Genomic DNA, 15,786 nt, shown 5'->3' on the forward strand with positions numbered 1-15,786 from the left:
CAAGGTTCGGCCCGATAGGGGTGTTACGGCAATGCGAGCATAGCGGACGGTGCAGGTAATGCCATCCCTGCGACGGGCCTCAGCGCCCGATCAGCCCCAGCGCATGGCGGATGAAAGCATCTCGGTCAGTGACCCACTCCGCTCCGGCCGGCAATTCGGGATCGGTGAAGGTCCAGCCCTCGTTCGAATAGACCTGCTTGAAGCGGCCGGTGGTATTGAAGGCCAGCGACACCATGCGTTGCTGGGCGCGCGTGGTATTCTCGTTGCCTTCGACCGTGGTGGTCCCCGGCGCGATCGAGGTGCCCTGCGGCCTGAGCGCAATGGCGTAGGGTTCGGTGCGAAAACTGTCGACCGTGGTGTTCAGGAAGACCGAAAGGTAGACCTTGTCGAGCGCCGTCAGCGGCGATGCGGGCATCCGCCAACTGCCGTCCACCAGCACGTTCCACGGATAGTTCTCGGGCGCGCCGTAGAGGATTTCGCTGCGTAGATCGATCAGCGCATCACGCGGCGCCTGTGCTGGGGCAACGCGCTGGAGATGCAGGTTGTCCGACCAGGTAAAGCCGAAGGAGGAGGCGTCGATCAGCGGCATCGCAGAAGGCGTCGAGGTGTTCGGCCGGTTTGAGACAGTGACGTTCTCGTATATGCGCAGGTATGCCTTGTCCTTGATCTGGTGTCCGCTGGCGATGTTCTGCCAGGCCAACTGGCCATGGAAGCTGGTGTTGCGGAAATGCGAGACGAGGATGCCGTTGATGTAGCTGGTGTGCTCCTGATCGACGTTGGAGCCGACATTGCCCGCCAGTTCGCTGTCCTCGATGTAAAGCATGGTCTGCCCGCCCGGTACGAACAGCGCATTCTTGCCGCCGTAGATCTTGGACCGGCGGATCACCGCCGTCAGCAGTCCGGGACGGGCCGTGCCGACCGCCTCGAGATGGACTGCGCCCATCGGTTGGACGGCGCCGGGAAAGTCCAGTTCGATATCGCGCATTTCGAAATGGACGCGCTGCTGGCCGATGTCGAACATGCGCAGGTCGATGGTGGCCCATTCGTTGCTGCTGCGGAAGGTCACTCGCTGGCCTGGTATCGACGAGCGCAGGATATACTGGGTGCCCTGAAGCGATCCGACGATCTGCGGCATCCACGGCGCGAAGGGATAGACGCAAGGGCGCCCGGATGAGTCAAGCGCTTCATAGATGAATTCGTAGCCGCCTTCGGCCCGGCCATAGAGCGACTCGCCGTCGCGGCCCGCATAGACTTCGCGCCCGGCGGCGCGCGAGGCATCGCATTTGACGGTCAGCTTTATCGCCGGTTGCCGCAGGCCTCCCATCGGCATGTAGAAAGGATAGAGCTTGTCGAGATCCGCTGGAGGGAGCCTTGGCGCAGGCGGGGCCGCGCGCAATGACGCCGGTTTTGCAGCCGCTGCGTCGCCTGGAGCGGCGGATTGCGGCGAGGGCGCCTCGTCGATTGCGGCGCAGGCCTTGCCCAGCCCGGCAATGCCGAGCAGGACGGGCAAGGCCAGGATCAGCATGGACTTGAAGCTCTTAACCGCCGGCACTCGTATCTCCGTTTTGAAACTGGTCGCAGGCTTATGTGCCGCAAAGACCCCACGAAATGATGAACGCGCCTGCCTTGCCACGGCCGGGAGACATGACCATAGCAGCGGCGCGATGCGAGAAAAGTTTACCGAACGCAACCGGCAGCAGATCATCGAGATCGCCAGCGCCCAATTCGCCGAAAAAGGCTTTGCCGGCGCGCGCGTCGACGAAATCGCAGCGGCGACGGCAACCTCGAAGCGAATGATCTACTATCATTTCGGAAACAAGGAAGGCCTGTATCTTGCCGTTCTGAGGCAGGCTTACAACGGCATCCGCTCCGCCGAACTGGATGCGGGGCTGGATGAACTGCCGCCGCTGGTTGCCCTCGAACGGCTGACCGCGCTGACCTTCGACTACCATTTCCGCCACCCCGAACTGGTGCGACTGGTGATGGACGAGAACATGGCGCAGGGCCGCAATGTCGGGGCGGTGGCAGAGGCGAAGAACGACCTTGTCCTGCCCAAGACCAGATCGCTGATCGATCGCGGCGTGGCGGAAGGGGTTTTTCGTGAAGGGCTGGATCCCGTGGACCTGCATATGACGATCAGCGCGCTGGCGTTCTATTTCGTGTCCAACCGCTATACCTTCAGCACGATCTTCGGCGTGGACACGGCCAGCGAACAAGCGGCGGCACGGCGCCGCGATCAGGTGGTCGAAACGGTCCTGCGCTACTGCCGCGCCGATCCGGCACCGGTCAGAACTGCATCCTGACCTGGCAGCCCAGCGCCAGCGCGTTGCGAGTGGAGCGAAAGGCGAAGCTCCCCGGTTCGATGATGTATTGTACGTCAGGGCGGATGCTCAGCCAGCGGCGGGCCTGGAAACCGTAGCTCATCTCGATCGCGGTTTCACCGGCGGGCAGGGCGGCATAGCCTTCCAGGATGCCCGCCGTCTCGGCATGGGCGCGCCTTAGCCGAGGGTCGAACTGCGCATGGACGATGCCGAGTGCCAGCGTATCGGCATCGCGGCCGCGCAAGGTCCCGGTCTTGACCACGCCGGCCGCATACCAGCGGGTGATCTGGGCCGAAGCCTCAGGGTTGGCGGTGAACTGGCCGAACAGGGAGAGGCCACGGCCGCCGCTTCCCTCGCGCAGGATCATCTGGTCGGCGAGGATGTAGACGCCGTAACGGGCGGTCACTTTCTCGCCGCCGCCCAGGCGCGCCGCTCGGGAGGTGTCATAATAGACGCCCACCTTGTAGTGCCCCGGCAGGACGCGGCTGTCCGTGCGCAGGCCGGGATCGTACTCGACCTCGAAGGGCAGGATCACGCCGGTGCTTCCCCCGGCGAAGGGGTGGAAGGCATTGCCTTCGTTGCCCAGATCCGGGTTCACCTGATAGATGCCGGTTCGTAGCGCGATGTCGGCGCGCGGCCGGTAGCGGATCGCAGCGCCCCAGCGCGCGTTGGGATAATTGTACCAGCCACTGTCGCCAGAAAGTGAAAGCGGATGGGCGCAGAACGCCGCGTTCACGAAATTGCAGCCCAGCGCCATGCCGCCAAGGTCGTTGCCCATCGCGAAGTAGCCCAGTCGCAGGTTGAGCTTGCTATCCAGAAGGTTCTGTTCGTAGCTCACTTCGCCCAGCCGGACGTACTGGCCGCCATAGGCTTCCTGGATCGGCAGCCGGTTGCCCACGTAATCCGCGGATATACCCACGCCGCGCCGGTCGTTCAGAGTGACGTGGAAGATCGCGCCAGACCATCCGGCGATCTTGCCCATGTCGAAATCCATGCCGGCGCGGATCTGCTGGGTATAGGCGGTGCCGCGCCTGACCCCGCCGTCGACGGCAGAAAAGGTCTCTGAGACATAGTCTGCACGCAGGCTTATTCCGCTGCCCTTGAGCCGAGTGCGCAGGCCGCCCCAGTCGCCGGTCATGGTTTCCTCGAACGGGATTGGCGCAATTGCGGCAACGGGCGCTGCGGTGATTTCCGGCTCCCCCTTGCCCGGCTCGGTCTCAACCGAGGGTTCCTTAGCGTGGGCGGAAGTTACAGGGGCTGCGGCCAACAGGCAGCAACCTGCCAGTAGAGCGAACATGGGGATACGATGGGCCATGGCCCCTCCTGACCGGAGGACCGATGCCGCCGGATGAAATGAATTCGGGAAGACGAGGTGCGGGCGGGGGCGAAAACGTCCGCCCCCGCAGCGCTTACGGCAGGCTATAGGCGACCACGTAGTCGCCCCGGTCGGCGGACTGGCGGGCGCCGCCTGCGGTGATCACGATATACTGCCTGCCGGTCGTGGGGGATTTGTAGGTCATCGGCCCACCTTGGCTGCCGACGGGCAGGCGGCCCTTCCACAGCTCCTTGCCGGTGGCCGAATTGAACGCGCGCAGATAATAGTCCTGCGTTCCGGCGATGAAGACCAAGCCGCCCTGGGTCGCCAGCGTACCGCCCAGCGTCGGCAGGCCGATCGGGATCGGCAAGCCCATGCGGATGCCCATCGGGCCAGTGTCGCGCACGGTGCCGACTGGGACCTGCCACTTCACCTTGCGGGTGTTCATGTCGATAGCCGTCAGCGTGCCATAGGGCGGGGCCTGGCACGGAATTCCCAGCGCCGAAAGGAAGCGATCCTTGGTCACCGAATAAGGCGTGCCCTTCATCGGCACGCTGCCCATGCCGGTATTGGTCGCCTCGCCGCCGCTGTTGCTTACCGCCTGCTGCTCTGCTGTCTGGGGTAACATCTGGATCCAGAGGCCAAGGCGCATGTCGTTGGCGAAGATCGTGTTGGTGGTAGGGTCAATGGACAGCCCGCCCCAGTTCATGCCGCCCAGCGATCCCGGGAAGCTGAGCGACTTGTCGGTGCCGGGCGCGGTGTAGAGCCCCTCATAGCGCATGCCCTTGAAGGCGATGCGGCACATCAGCTGGTCGAACGGGGTGGCGCCCCACATGTCCGCCTCGGTCAGGTTTGGCACGCCGATCTGCGGCATGCCCACTGAACGAGGCTGCGTGAGCGAATAAGGCTCGTTCGGGATGTTCGCGGCTTTGACTTTCTGGTTCACCACCTTGGTAAGCGGTTTGCCGGTGGCACGATCAAGCACGTAGAGCTGCCCGGCCTTGGTTCCGAACACCAGCGCCGGCACTTTCCTGCCGCCGCCGACCGCAAAGTCCACGAAAGTCGGCTGCATCGGCAGGTCGAAGTCCCACAGGTCGTTGTGGACGGTTTGGAAGTGCCACTTCTCCTTGCCGGTCGCCGCGTCAAGCGCGAGCATGGAGGCGCCGTACTTGTGGTCGAGCGCGCTGCGGGTGACACCGTAGATATCGACCGAGGCGCTACCCACCGGCATGAACACCGTATTGGAGGCAGGGTCGTAAGACATCGCGGCCCAGACGTTGGGGGTCGAACGGGCGTAAGTCTGCCCCTTCGGCGGCATGCCCGTCATCGCGGTGTTGCCGGGGTCGAAGGCCCAGCGCAACTTGCCGGTCACCACGTCGTAACCGCGCATGACGCCGCCCGGCATGTCGACCTGCACGTTGTCGGCCACGCGTCCTCCGACGACCACGGTCGTTCCCGCCAGGGTCGGCGCGGAGGTGAGCTGGTATTGCGGATCGGGCGCGACGCCGAGCCCCGCCTTGAGGTCAACCCGGCCCCCGGTGCCGAAATCCTGGCAAAACGCGCCGGTGTCCGCGTCGAGCGCGATCAACTGCGCATTGATGGTGTTCATGAGGATGCGGCGCTGGCACGCCGCACCCTCGGCCACCACCACCGGCGCTACGGGCGTTGAGCCCGGCATGGTCGGCTGCTGGAGCGGGGCCCTGGCATCGAAATAGGCAAGGCCGCGGCAGCGCATCCAGACCGAGGCCTTGGCATTGATCGTGGTTTTCCACTTTTCGCGGCCGGTGTCGGCGTCCAGCGCGATGACGTTGTTGTGCGGGGTGCAGACGAAGACCGTGTCGCCGACCTGTAGCGGGGTGTCCTGATCCTCGGCGCCGTTACCGTCGCTGACCGCGACATCGCCGGTCCGGTAAGTCCAGGCGACCTTCAGCTTGCCCACGTTGGCGCGGGTGATCTGGTCCAGCGCGGCGAAGCGGCTGCCGCCGGCGGTATTGCCGTAGGCTTCCCAGTTCTTCTGTTCGTGCGCAGGGTCGACCGGCATGTTTGCCAGTTCCTCACCCGTGAAGGCGACGGTGGGATGCGGTATGAACATGGCGCCAAAACCACCGGCCGAGGCCAGCGCGATTACCGCAGAGGCGGCAAGGGCAGGGCGCCACGCCGCCGTCTGCCCGCTCGCGCGGCGCATCAGCGGCAAGGACGCGGCGACGACAGTCGCGCCCACCCCCATGGCGAGGAGGCGAGAAATCAGCGGCCAGAACGCCAGCCCGACTTCCCATAGTGCCCAGACGATCGTCGCCAGGAACACAGCCGCAAACAGCCAGGCTCCCGAGGGACGGCGACGCGCGATCAGCAAACCCGATGCCACCAGTCCAAGTCCGGCAAGAAGGAAGTAGAAGCTGCCGCCAAGGGTGACGAGCCTTGCGCCACCGATGGCGAAAAATAGCCCTGCGGCCATAATCACCAGACCAAGCAAGAGCAGCCAATACCTGGGCAGCCTGCTGACTTTGTTCGTGCCGGACATGCGGCACCTCCTTTTTCGTTCTTCGAATGCACCGCTGACTCGCCGTCTTGCGATCGGGACGACCAAGCTGCGCGGTGGATGCAGTGGAAATCGGATAGCGGTGAGGCCATCGAATGTGTGTACCATCTAGTACATAAGTATTCGCAGGACAAGGCCGGTCGGTGCGCAGCCCCGGTGGATGCCATTGCGGCAAGGGCCATTCGCAAGGAGAGCATGTGCCGCCCTGGTCACATATCGCCGCTGTCACAGAAGCGTGATGAGAGCGCCTTCGAGCCGTCATGGATAGCGGTTAGGCCCCCAGCCAACCCAACAGATCCAGGGAATTCACAATGAAACTCGCGACTTGTGCAGCAACTCTTCTTGCCGGAACGGCGCTGGCCATACTGCCGAACGCCGCCTTTGCCGCCGAAGCAGACAGTGCCATGAGCGACGAGAATCCGAACTCGATCATCGTGACAACCCAGAAGGTCGAACAGCGCGCCCTTGACGTTCCCATGACCCTTTCGGTGCAGACCGCCGAGCGTATGCGCGAACTGGGCGTGACCGATATCGGCGAACTGTCCAACTATGTCCCCGGCCTCAACGTCCAGATCCAGAGCGCCAACAACCCGGGCTTCGTGATCCGCGGCATCACGTCCGACAGCGGCTCGGCGCAGCAGGGACCGCGCGTTTCGCTCTATTACAACGGCGTCGATATCTCACGTTCGCGCGGGGCCTATCAGGGCCTTTACGATCTTGACCGCGTGGAAGTGGTGAAAGGTCCGCAGGCGACCCTGTTCGGCACTGCCGCTACGATCGGCGCGATCAGTTTCGTCTCCGCCAAGGCCGAAGCCGGGACCTCCGCCTCGCTGACCGGGGCCTACGGAAACCTCGATGCCCGCCGTATCGAAGGGTTCGTGAACATGGGCAACGACGTGATCGCGGCGCGCATCGCCGGCCAATGGAAGAAGCGCGACGGTTACATCGAAAACCTCGCCCCGAACCAGGATGACCTCTACGCGCAGGATCAGCTTGGCCTGCGCGGCTCGCTCCGCTTCACGCCTACCACCGATTTCACCGCCGACCTCGTGGTCACCTACGACCGCCAGCGCAATTCGGGTACGCCGTTCCTGTCGAAGAACCTGGGCTCCACTTCGGTGGACGGCCTCTACGATGCAGCGTACCTGGGCGGCTCGCCGCTGTCGAAGCAGGTGCTCGGCGCTGACAAACTGGGCCTCACGCGCGATGTCTACGACGCGAACCTGACGCTGAGCTGGGACTTCGCGGACGGCTGGAACTTCACAACCGTCAACGGCTACCGCAATTTCGATGCGCTGGAAGTGTTCGATGCGGATGGTTCCGCCGCCTGGTATCTCGAATTCGCCGAGCGCGCCAAGGGCTGGCAGGCCAGCCACGAAAGCCGCTTCACCTACAGCGACGACAAGTGGCGCGCCTCTTTCGGGTGGAACTACATCATCGAGGACAGCTCGCAGTACGTGCCGCTGTCTTCCGAAGTCGGCACTTACCTGCAGTGCAGCGCCAATATCATTCCGGGTCTGGGCTGCGTGGCGCCGAACAACACCGTCCCGGCCTCGCTGGCAACCGGCCTCGCCAGCGGCGGACTGGCGACCACGGTGCCGTACCAGAGCTGGTACAGGAACGAAGGCCGCAACCAGACCTGGTCGATGTTCGGCGATGCCACATGGAAGCCCGGTGCGGCGCTGGAACTGACCGCCGGCGCCCGCGTCCTGATCGAAAAGCGCCGCTCGGGCTATGCCACCAGCCAGCCCGCCGCGCCGATCTATGGCCGCCAGCTCCTGCCGATCGTCGATACCGGCGGCGTGCTGTCCCAGGCGCAGCGTTCGTATGCAGCAGTGCTGCCGCGCTTCAACGCACTGTACCGCATCTCACCTGCGATCAACCTTTACGCCACGGTTTCCAAGGGCCGCCGCTCGCCCGTGGTCGAACTGGGCAGCGCGACTGTCGCAGGCAGCTACGTGGTGGCCGAAAACCGCATTCGCGCGGAGAATGTGTGGAACTACGAAGTCGGCGTGAAGGGCCAGGCCGGGATATTCTCCGGCTCGCTGGGGGTCTACTACAATGAGTACAGCAACTTCCAGGTCTCCGTCACCAGCACCAGCGGATCGCGCACCGTAAGCGCCGGTTCGGCCAGCAACCTTGGCGTCGAGGGTGAACTCGAGGCCCGCCTGACCGACTGGCTGCGTGCTTTCGGCAATGTCGGCTTCATCAGCGGCGGCATCGACGACAAGGCCAGCAACGGCAACTTCGCGGGTGACAGGTTCCGTCTCCAGCCCAAGTGGCAGTGGTCGGCAGGCTTCAATCTCAACGCGCCGATTTCGCAGGGGACCAGCGTGTTCCTCACGCCCAGCGTGACCTACCGCAGCAAGATCTACTTCGAAACTCCCAACAGCGAGGCGATCAGTCAGGCCCCGGTCACGCTGGTGAACCTGCGCGGCGGTGTGTCGCTGATGGACGACCGGTTCCAGATCGCTGGTTATGCCCGCAATCTGACCGACCGGAACTACCTGCTCGATGCGGGCAATACCGGTGGATCGTTCGGCTACCCCACATTCATCCCCGCCGAGCCGCGCACATACGGCATCGAATTCACCGCCCGCTACTGATCGCAGCTTTCAGGAAACAGACCATGACGCTAAATCTCGATCGCCGTCTGCTGCTTCGCGCGGGCGCCTTCGGCCTTGCCGCGCTTTCCACGCCCGGCGTCGCCCAGATCCTTACCGCGCGCGGTTTCACGCACGGCGTTGCCAGCGGCGAGCCGGCACCGCACTCGGTGCTGCTGTGGACCCGTTATGTCGGCAGCGGCGACACGAAGCTGCGCTGCGAACTGTCCGAGGACGAGACTTTCCGCAAGATCGCGGGCGGCGGCGATGTGGTCGCCTCTCCGGCGCATGACAACTGCGCCAAGCTGGTGGTTAAGGGCCTCGCGCCCGGCAAATGGTACAATTACCGCTTCATCGCTCCCGACGGCAGCATGAGCGACGTCGGCCGCACTCGCACCCTGCCCGTGGGCGAGGTCGACCGGTTCGGCATCGGCCTGTTCTCCTGCTCGAACATGCCGTTCGGCTGGTTCAACGCATATGCCCATGCCGCCGCGCGCGACGATCTTGATCTCGTGGTCCACGTCGGGGACTATTTCTACGAGTACGAATACGGCCACTATCCCGAAAACCCGATGGCCGGGCGCATGATCGAACCTGCCAACGAAACGGTGACGCTGGCCGATTATCGCCTGCGCTTTGCCAGCTATCGCCTCGACCCGGACCTGCGCCGCCTGCACCAGCGCTTTCCGATGATAGCGCAGTGGGATGATCACGAACTGGCCAATGACGCCTGGAAGGACGGCGCCGAAAACCACCAAAGTGACAAGGAAGGTTCCTGGTCCGTCCGCAAGGCAGACGCAGAAAAGGCGTACCGGGAATGGATGCCGGTATCCGATGCGGTCTACGACAGCTTCGAGATCGGTTCGCTGGCGACGGTTTTCCGCCCGGAAACCCGCATAACCGCGCGGAGCCAGCAGTTGGACTTCGGATCGGTGATGGCCGGGAAGGCGGACATCGCCAAGGCCCTGGCTGACTTCCGCGATGGCCCGTGGATGGCTGCCGACCGCACCCTGATGGGCGCCAAACAGGAAGCATGGCTCCACGGTGCACTGGCGAAATCCGCAAAGTCCGGCACGCGCTGGCAGGTGCTTGCCCAGCAGGTGGTGATGGGCTCCCTGAAGGCCCCGGTGCAGATGGGCGACCTGGTTCCGGCAGACGGCGACCCCAAGGTCCGGCAGGCGCTCATGGCCATCGCTGCTGCGGCGAAGGCCGGGCTCCCGTTCAACATGGATTCCTGGGATGGCTACCCCGCCGCACGCGAACGCCTGCTGCGCGCTGCCCGCGAGGCCGATTGCAACCTCGTCGTGCTCTCGGGCGACAGCCACAATGCATGGGGCAACGAACTGGCGATCGAAGGGGCTGCGGCCGGCGTCGAATATGCAGGGCACTCGGTCACTTCTCCGGGCTACGAAACCTATCTGCCGGCGCTGCCGCCTGCCGAACTGGCCAAGGCGCTGCGCGGCGCGAACCCTGGATTGGCCTTCGCCGATACCAGTCGCCGCGGCTATGTTTCGCTGGACCTGACACCGGATCAGGTGCGCGGTCAGTGGCACTTCATGGGCACCATTGCCCGCCACACCATCGACGGCACGACCAGCGAGGGCCTTTCCGTAAAATGGAACGAGCGCCGCTTCTCCAAGGCGTAACCGCCCTGCAACAGTCTTGACGCGCGATCTGCGATGGATATGCCCCTGGCGACGCAAGTCTGCTAGGGGCATATCTTCGTCCACGGCAGATCGGTTACGCATTGATCCTCAGAACATGCCTTGCGCTTGTTGCGGCGCTTACGCTCGGCGGCTGCTGGAGCGGCCCTGCGTGGTATGGCGCAGCCGATGCGGTGGCAGCCTTGCCGGATGGCAGCTATGCCATGGTAGAGCCGGGCTCGCCGACGCCGGAGGGGGATCGCATCAGCGTGCGCAACCAGTCGGATCACACCATGCTTCTGACGGGGGCTGAGCGTCCATGGCAGGCCATCGCAGTACGGGTAGACCCGGCCCGCGGCGATTGGTTCCTGTTGCAGCTTCGCCAGGCGGACGAGGACGATGCCTTCATCCGCTCCAAGGCGCTTTACATGCTCCTCGACGTGCAACCTGATGGGCTGTTTCTGACGATCCTGCCCTGTGGTGGTTTTATCGCCGAAGCGGTGGAACGGGCGGGCGGAAGCATCTCACGCGACCCGCAAAGTGCAGCCAGTTGCACCTTCCCGGACAAGACAACGCTCACCACGCAGTTGCAAGTTTTGCTGCAACAGCCGCCCAGGCATGACGTCCAATTGCTGCCGGATGCTCCTTAGCGGCCCCGGGGCGCTACTGTACGCATCCGGTTGCCCTGCAGGGAAAAGGCAGGTCTTCATCTTCCGGGCCGGGTAGTTTCGCGCGGAATCGCAAGCGGTCGGGGGTAGCTTCCAGCACGTCGATCACGATGTCGCGTATCTGCACGCTCTTCTGCGCGGCGGGGATGTGCGTCGTCTGAGCGCTGCCGGCGTGCGCCAGATCGAAGATGCTGTATCCCCGCTGCTCGAAAGTCAGTTCGCCGTCCTGGATACCCATATAGGCGATATCGTAGATCGTCCCGACTTCGTCAGGGTTGTGATCGTCTGCCTCGGGAATTTGCGTGCCCTTCGCGTAGTCGCGCGGCGGGACAACCGCCTGGCCTGCTGCAATGCTCTGCTCGGTGCCTAAGGTATCGATGCCGGGCGCGGATGAGCGGATGACCGGGACCTTGGGGTCGCTGCGCATGCGTTCGTGCAGTACCGCCGGGTCCTCCGAAGCCTGCGTGTCGGCGATCAGCGCCTCGGCGAAGGCGACATCGTCGATCTTCAGCGGAAAACCTCCGGCTTGAGAACGGTCCGCAGCGCAGACAAAGTCCAGTTCCGCTTCGCCTAAGCTCCCGCTCATGATGGCCTCCGGCTCATCATAGCTTTGAGAAGAGGGATCGAGCCGTTCGTCTTGCACGCCGTACCGGGTCACCATCAACCACGTCTCCTCCCGCTTCGCGCAATCGGTGCGCATATAGGCGAGGACGGAGGCTGCCGGGTTGCCTTCTTCCCGCAGGATCTGGTTGGCCCAGTAACTGACGCTATCGCCGTCGCGCTCGATGGACTTGGCGTCCACATAGAGCACCCGGTCCGCACCCTGGGCGACGTACCACCACTGCGAAGACCGCGCTTGGACACCAGCCGGAACGAGCGCGAGGCCGAAAGCGGCGAGGGCGGGCAAGTGCCGCAAAACGAATGTCTCAGCGGTAATAAACGTCTCCTTCAACAGCCTGAACACGCGCTTATGGTGCCCTCTCAATGGGTAGGCATCATTCGAACGGATCGCCAACGGGCTTGCCATCCACAAACATCTGGCGCCGGGTTACATCACGCAGTTCCACTTTGCCGGAAGCGATGCCGGCGTCGATCTGCTTTACGCGTTCGGTTGCAGGGAAAGTATTGCCACCGGTCACGCTAGACCAGACGTTTCCTCGCTGCCTCCATAGGTTAACGCGCGCGCCCTGGAGAACAATCGCCTCGTCGCTGCCGGCTTCGTACACCACCGCGCAAGGACCTTCGAGACCGCAAGCATTGTACTCGGGCAGCTTGACGAGCAGCGTCTCGGGCAGCGCAATCTTGCGCGGCAGGATGGTCAGGCGTTTTTGATCGATGACGGGCTTGGGGCTTTCCAGGGTCAAATCAGAAACCTGCCAACGGTTCTTGGCCTTTGTCGCCTCGGCAGCAGCGGCACGGATCGCGGGAGTGGCGCCGTTTTGGGCAAGATCGTGCACCGCTTCAACCCCGGCGGAGCCGAATTCGAAGCGTAGCGCGCGCCAGTCGAACTTGTCGGCAGGGGTGGTTCCGTTGCGCAGGCGCGCAACCTGATCGCGAGTGGAAAGCGCGCCGAAGCTGACCAGCGGCGTCGAAAGCAGGAAGACCAGAGCGCACAGGGCAACGGCAAGACGCAGGTTGGCGCTGCGCAGATAAGCAGCGGGAGCCAATCGGCCACGTATCACGGCAACGAAGCTCGCCAGACCATAAGCGCAGGCGATGCCGGTGAAAGTCACTGCCCAGAGCCGGTCGGGTGTGAGGCCGTACTGGTGGATGCGGCTGCCGGTGGAAATCGCGGGGATCACCGCCAGCGGCAGCACCGCGAGGCAAAGCGCCGGGGCGCTGAAGCGCAGCACCGGGCTGCGCGGCGTCTGCGCATCGGTTTCGCCGATGACGGCATTGGTCAGGCACAGCGCACCGATGATGCAGCCCAGCAAAATCGGCGTTGTCGACTTGGTCGCCTCCCACAAGGGTGCAAGGCCGGTGACGGGAATGGCCGCGAGAAAAACGATGAGCCCTAGCGCCAGCACCGGCGCGAGTACCGCCAGCACGGTGGTGACCACCCGCTGCAGCAGGCCGATGATTTGTTCGCGGTCGCGCAGCAGGCCGATGCCTGCGCCCAGGGCGCCGCCGATCAGCATCAGGATGGCCCAGTCCTCCTGCAGCAGGTCGTGCAGCAGGCCGATCCCTATCAGCCGGAACAGTTCGCCCAGCAGCAACGCCATCAGCCAGGTAATGCAGACGAAAACCCAGGCAGCGCACCAAAGTACCACGTTGGTCCACGCGTAATGGTAGGCCTGTACGTAGGGGATATCGACGCGGGTGGTGGCTTGGTCCCGGTTGGCTCGCCACGACTGGAAAAGCGGCGCGGCGATTGTCACGCTGAGCAGGGCGCAGACCGGCTGCCAGATATCAGTCGAGCCGTACCCATTGAACGGGCCGTTCCAGTAAGTGGCGAGGGCCACCACAGAACCGGCGATCGCAGCGAAGCTCAGGGTCCACGCGGGCCTTGTCCGCTCGACCAGGAATCCCACCAATATCGCGCCGATGCCCAGGAACGTGGCCAGTGCCAGCTTGATCTGCGCGACTTTTTCCGACACCGGGGGAATTTCATGGCGCAGCGTGAGGTAGTAGATCGCCAGCCCGGCCAGCGCTCCCAGCAGCACCAGTCCCCACGCCCGCAGTGGCCAATCCGCAGGCGCGGCATCCACCTCAAATGAATGGGGCGACGAGGGCGGTAAAAGGGTGCTCATGGAAGCTGTCCTTCGGCTGGCAATCTGTAGATCGGCAGTGTGGCCGCAACGGCTGCGGATGGATAAACTCGCTCTAGTCGATAAATACTCACTGTTCAATAAAATAATTGAACAGTGATCATAACATGCTGGCGGATAAAAGGGAATGCGGCCAACCTTGTCGCCGCCGCTCCAGGGGATAGAGACTGACCAGTTGGCTTGGTCGGGGAGCGAGCCACAAGCAGACTTTCGCAGCAACCGTAGCCTGGGTGCTTTCGCCTGAATTTCTGATGGCAGCACGGTGGGCAGAGCGACGCATATGACCGATTTTCAGGTCCGGGCGCGATACCTGGCTGGAGTCCTCTTGACGGCTCGGGGTATCAAGGAAAATCGTCGCTCATCGTTACCAGCGTCCGGCACTGGCCGGTGCGGCGGAATAGGTAGCGCAATTGATAGCCGCAGTCGGCATGCGATGCCCCTTGCCGGGCATCAGAGGATACTCGACCTCGCCAACGACCACGTGAAATTCGCCAGCCTCTTTTTGGTCGACAAGATTGCACTGGTCAGACTGCATGGAAAGCGGCAGCGGCATAATCGCATGCACGGCTATCAGCGACGAAATGGCCAGAAGGGGTCCAAACAGGTTACGCTGCAAACACATGACGACACCCAACCAGTTGATTCGGTTCACGCAGGCGTCCCGATATTTGGTCGTGTCCCGCGGGGTGGTGTAGGAACCGTCGATCCACGGCAGGATCAGGTTCAGGTCAGGCTGCCAGTGCTGGCAAGCTGACGATAGGGTTATGGCTCACCGAGCCGAGGGTTTCCAGTGTCATGTAGCGGCGCGATACCGCCCACTCATCGTTTTGCTCCAGCATGAGTGCTCCGACGAGACGAACGACGGCAGCGTCATTCGGGAATATGCCGATCACGTCTGCCCTTCGCTTGATCTCCTTGTTGACCCTTTCCAGTGGATTTGTGGAGGCGATCTGCGCCCAATGATCCTTGGGGAAGGCCATGTAGGCGAGCACGTCTTCGCGTGATGCGTCCATCATGTCGGCCAGCTTTGGAAACTTCTCGCGCAGGGCATCAGCAACTTGGTCCCACTGCTGGTGCGCTGCCTCGGCCGTTTCCTGCGCGAAGATGGTCTTGATCATGGCAATGACAGCGGGTCGTTGTTTCGGCGCGGCATGGGCAAACGCGTTGCGCATCCAGTGCACCCGGCAGCGCTGCTGGGTTGCGGCAAATACCTTGCTGGCCGCGCGCGCTTTGTGATCGTCGGAGATGACCAGCTTCACACCTCGCAGGCCGCGATCCGCCAGCGAGCGCAGGAAGGCTTTCCAGAAGGGTTCGGCTTCCGACGGGCCGGTGGCTACGCCCAGAACCTCGCGCCGGCCATCGGTGTTGACGCCCACCGCGATTATCGCCGCCGTCGAGACAATCCGTCCGCCCTCGCGCACTTTGAGGTAGGTGGCGTCGATCCATAGATAGGGCCACTCGCCTTCAATCGGTCGCGTGAGGAAAGCGTTCACCCGCTCGTCGATCTCGGCAACCAAACGGCTGACCTGGCTCTTTGAAACACCGCTGGCGCCCATCGCCTTAACCAGATCGTCGACCGAACGGGTCGAAACACCGTGGACGTAGGCTTCCTGGATCACTGCCGCCAAGGCCTTCTCGGCAGTGCGGCGTGGCTCCAGGAAGCTTGGGAAGTAACTGCCTTTGCGCAGCTTCGGGATCGCCAGATCAATCCGGCCAGCTCGCGTATCCCAACCTCGCTCGCGGTAGCCGTTGCGGTGGTTCAGCCGCTCAGGGCTGCGTGATCCGCAAGGCACGCCCGTCTTCGCCTCGATCTCGAGATCCATCATACGCTCTGCGGCGAAAGCCAGCATCTCACGCACCAAATCGCTATCAGCCCCTTGCTCAATCAGCTCGACAAGGGCCATTCTGTCCTCGGTCATCGTCTTCTTC

Annotated in this window: 11 protein-coding genes; 4 read left to right on the plus strand and 7 right to left on the minus strand. The window is 63.5% G+C overall.

Annotation, left to right across the window (positions count from 1 at the left end):
- Positions 1–79: 79 nt before the first annotated feature.
- On the minus strand, positions 80–1,552 hold the full coding sequence (locus TQ38_RS25275) for a hypothetical protein (RefSeq protein ID WP_162792373.1): 1,473 nt from the start codon (positions 1,550–1,552) through the stop codon (positions 80–82).
- Positions 1,553–1,664: 112 nt separating this feature from the next.
- On the opposite strand from TQ38_RS25275, the gene TQ38_RS25280 reads away from it, so the two are divergent.
- Positions 1,665–2,303: a TetR family transcriptional regulator gene (locus TQ38_RS25280; RefSeq protein ID WP_043970531.1), complete on the plus strand. Its 639-nt coding sequence runs from the start codon at positions 1,665–1,667 to the stop codon at positions 2,301–2,303.
- Here the strand turns inward: TQ38_RS25280 and TQ38_RS25285 are convergent.
- Positions 2,287–3,636 carry a carbohydrate porin gene (locus TQ38_RS25285; RefSeq protein WP_043970533.1) on the minus strand — a complete coding sequence of 450 codons (1,350 nt, stop codon included), beginning with the start codon at positions 3,634–3,636 and terminating at the stop codon, positions 2,287–2,289. The genes TQ38_RS25280 and TQ38_RS25285 overlap by 17 nt on opposite strands.
- Before the next feature lie 94 nt (positions 3,637–3,730).
- Complete coding sequence (locus TQ38_RS25290) at positions 3,731–6,157, minus strand: glucose/quinate/shikimate family membrane-bound PQQ-dependent dehydrogenase (RefSeq protein WP_043970536.1); 2,427 nt, start codon at positions 6,155–6,157, stop codon at positions 3,731–3,733.
- Between the two features lie 329 nt (positions 6,158–6,486).
- Between TQ38_RS25290 and TQ38_RS25295 the strand changes: the two genes are divergently transcribed.
- From TQ38_RS25295 to TQ38_RS25305, 3 genes are all read left to right on the plus strand, one after another.
- Positions 6,487–8,781, plus strand: a complete 2,295-nt coding sequence (locus TQ38_RS25295) for a TonB-dependent receptor (RefSeq protein WP_043970538.1) — start codon at positions 6,487–6,489, stop codon at positions 8,779–8,781.
- Between the two features lie 23 nt (positions 8,782–8,804).
- Positions 8,805–10,424 carry an alkaline phosphatase gene (locus TQ38_RS25300; RefSeq protein WP_043970540.1) on the plus strand — a complete coding sequence of 540 codons (1,620 nt, stop codon included), beginning with the start codon at positions 8,805–8,807 and terminating at the stop codon, positions 10,422–10,424.
- A 200-nt stretch (positions 10,425–10,624) separates the two neighbouring features.
- The gene (locus TQ38_RS25305) at positions 10,625–11,071 is read left to right on the plus strand and encodes a hypothetical protein (protein WP_162792374.1); all 447 of its coding nucleotides are present in this window, start codon (positions 10,625–10,627) and stop codon (positions 11,069–11,071) included.
- Positions 11,072–11,084: 13 nt separating this feature from the next.
- Here the strand turns inward: TQ38_RS25305 and TQ38_RS25310 are convergent, their stop codons facing one another.
- From TQ38_RS25310 to TQ38_RS25325, 4 genes are all read right to left on the minus strand, one after another.
- Positions 11,085–12,104, minus strand: coding sequence for a surface-adhesin E family protein (locus TQ38_RS25310; protein ID WP_162792375.1), 1,020 nt, complete (start codon positions 12,102–12,104; stop codon positions 11,085–11,087).
- Positions 12,085–13,839 carry a DUF4153 domain-containing protein gene (locus TQ38_RS25315; RefSeq protein WP_043970543.1) on the minus strand — a complete coding sequence of 585 codons (1,755 nt, stop codon included), beginning with the start codon at positions 13,837–13,839 and terminating at the stop codon, positions 12,085–12,087. Before TQ38_RS25315 ends, TQ38_RS25310 begins: the two co-directional genes overlap by 20 nt.
- Positions 13,840–14,221: 382 nt before the next feature.
- Entirely contained in the window at positions 14,222–14,509 is a 288-nt protein-coding gene (locus TQ38_RS25320; protein ID WP_162792376.1) for a hypothetical protein, read from the minus strand.
- A 76-nt stretch (positions 14,510–14,585) separates the two neighbouring features.
- Positions 14,586–15,776 (minus strand): IS256 family transposase, encoded by a 1,191-nt coding sequence (locus tag TQ38_RS25325; RefSeq protein ID WP_113942046.1) that lies wholly within the window; start codon positions 15,774–15,776, stop codon positions 14,586–14,588.
- Between the last annotated feature and the right edge of the window lie 10 nt (positions 15,777–15,786).

Source organism: Novosphingobium sp. P6W (assembly GCF_000876675.2).
In the GTDB taxonomy this organism is placed as follows: Bacteria; Pseudomonadota; Alphaproteobacteria; order Sphingomonadales; family Sphingomonadaceae; genus Novosphingobium.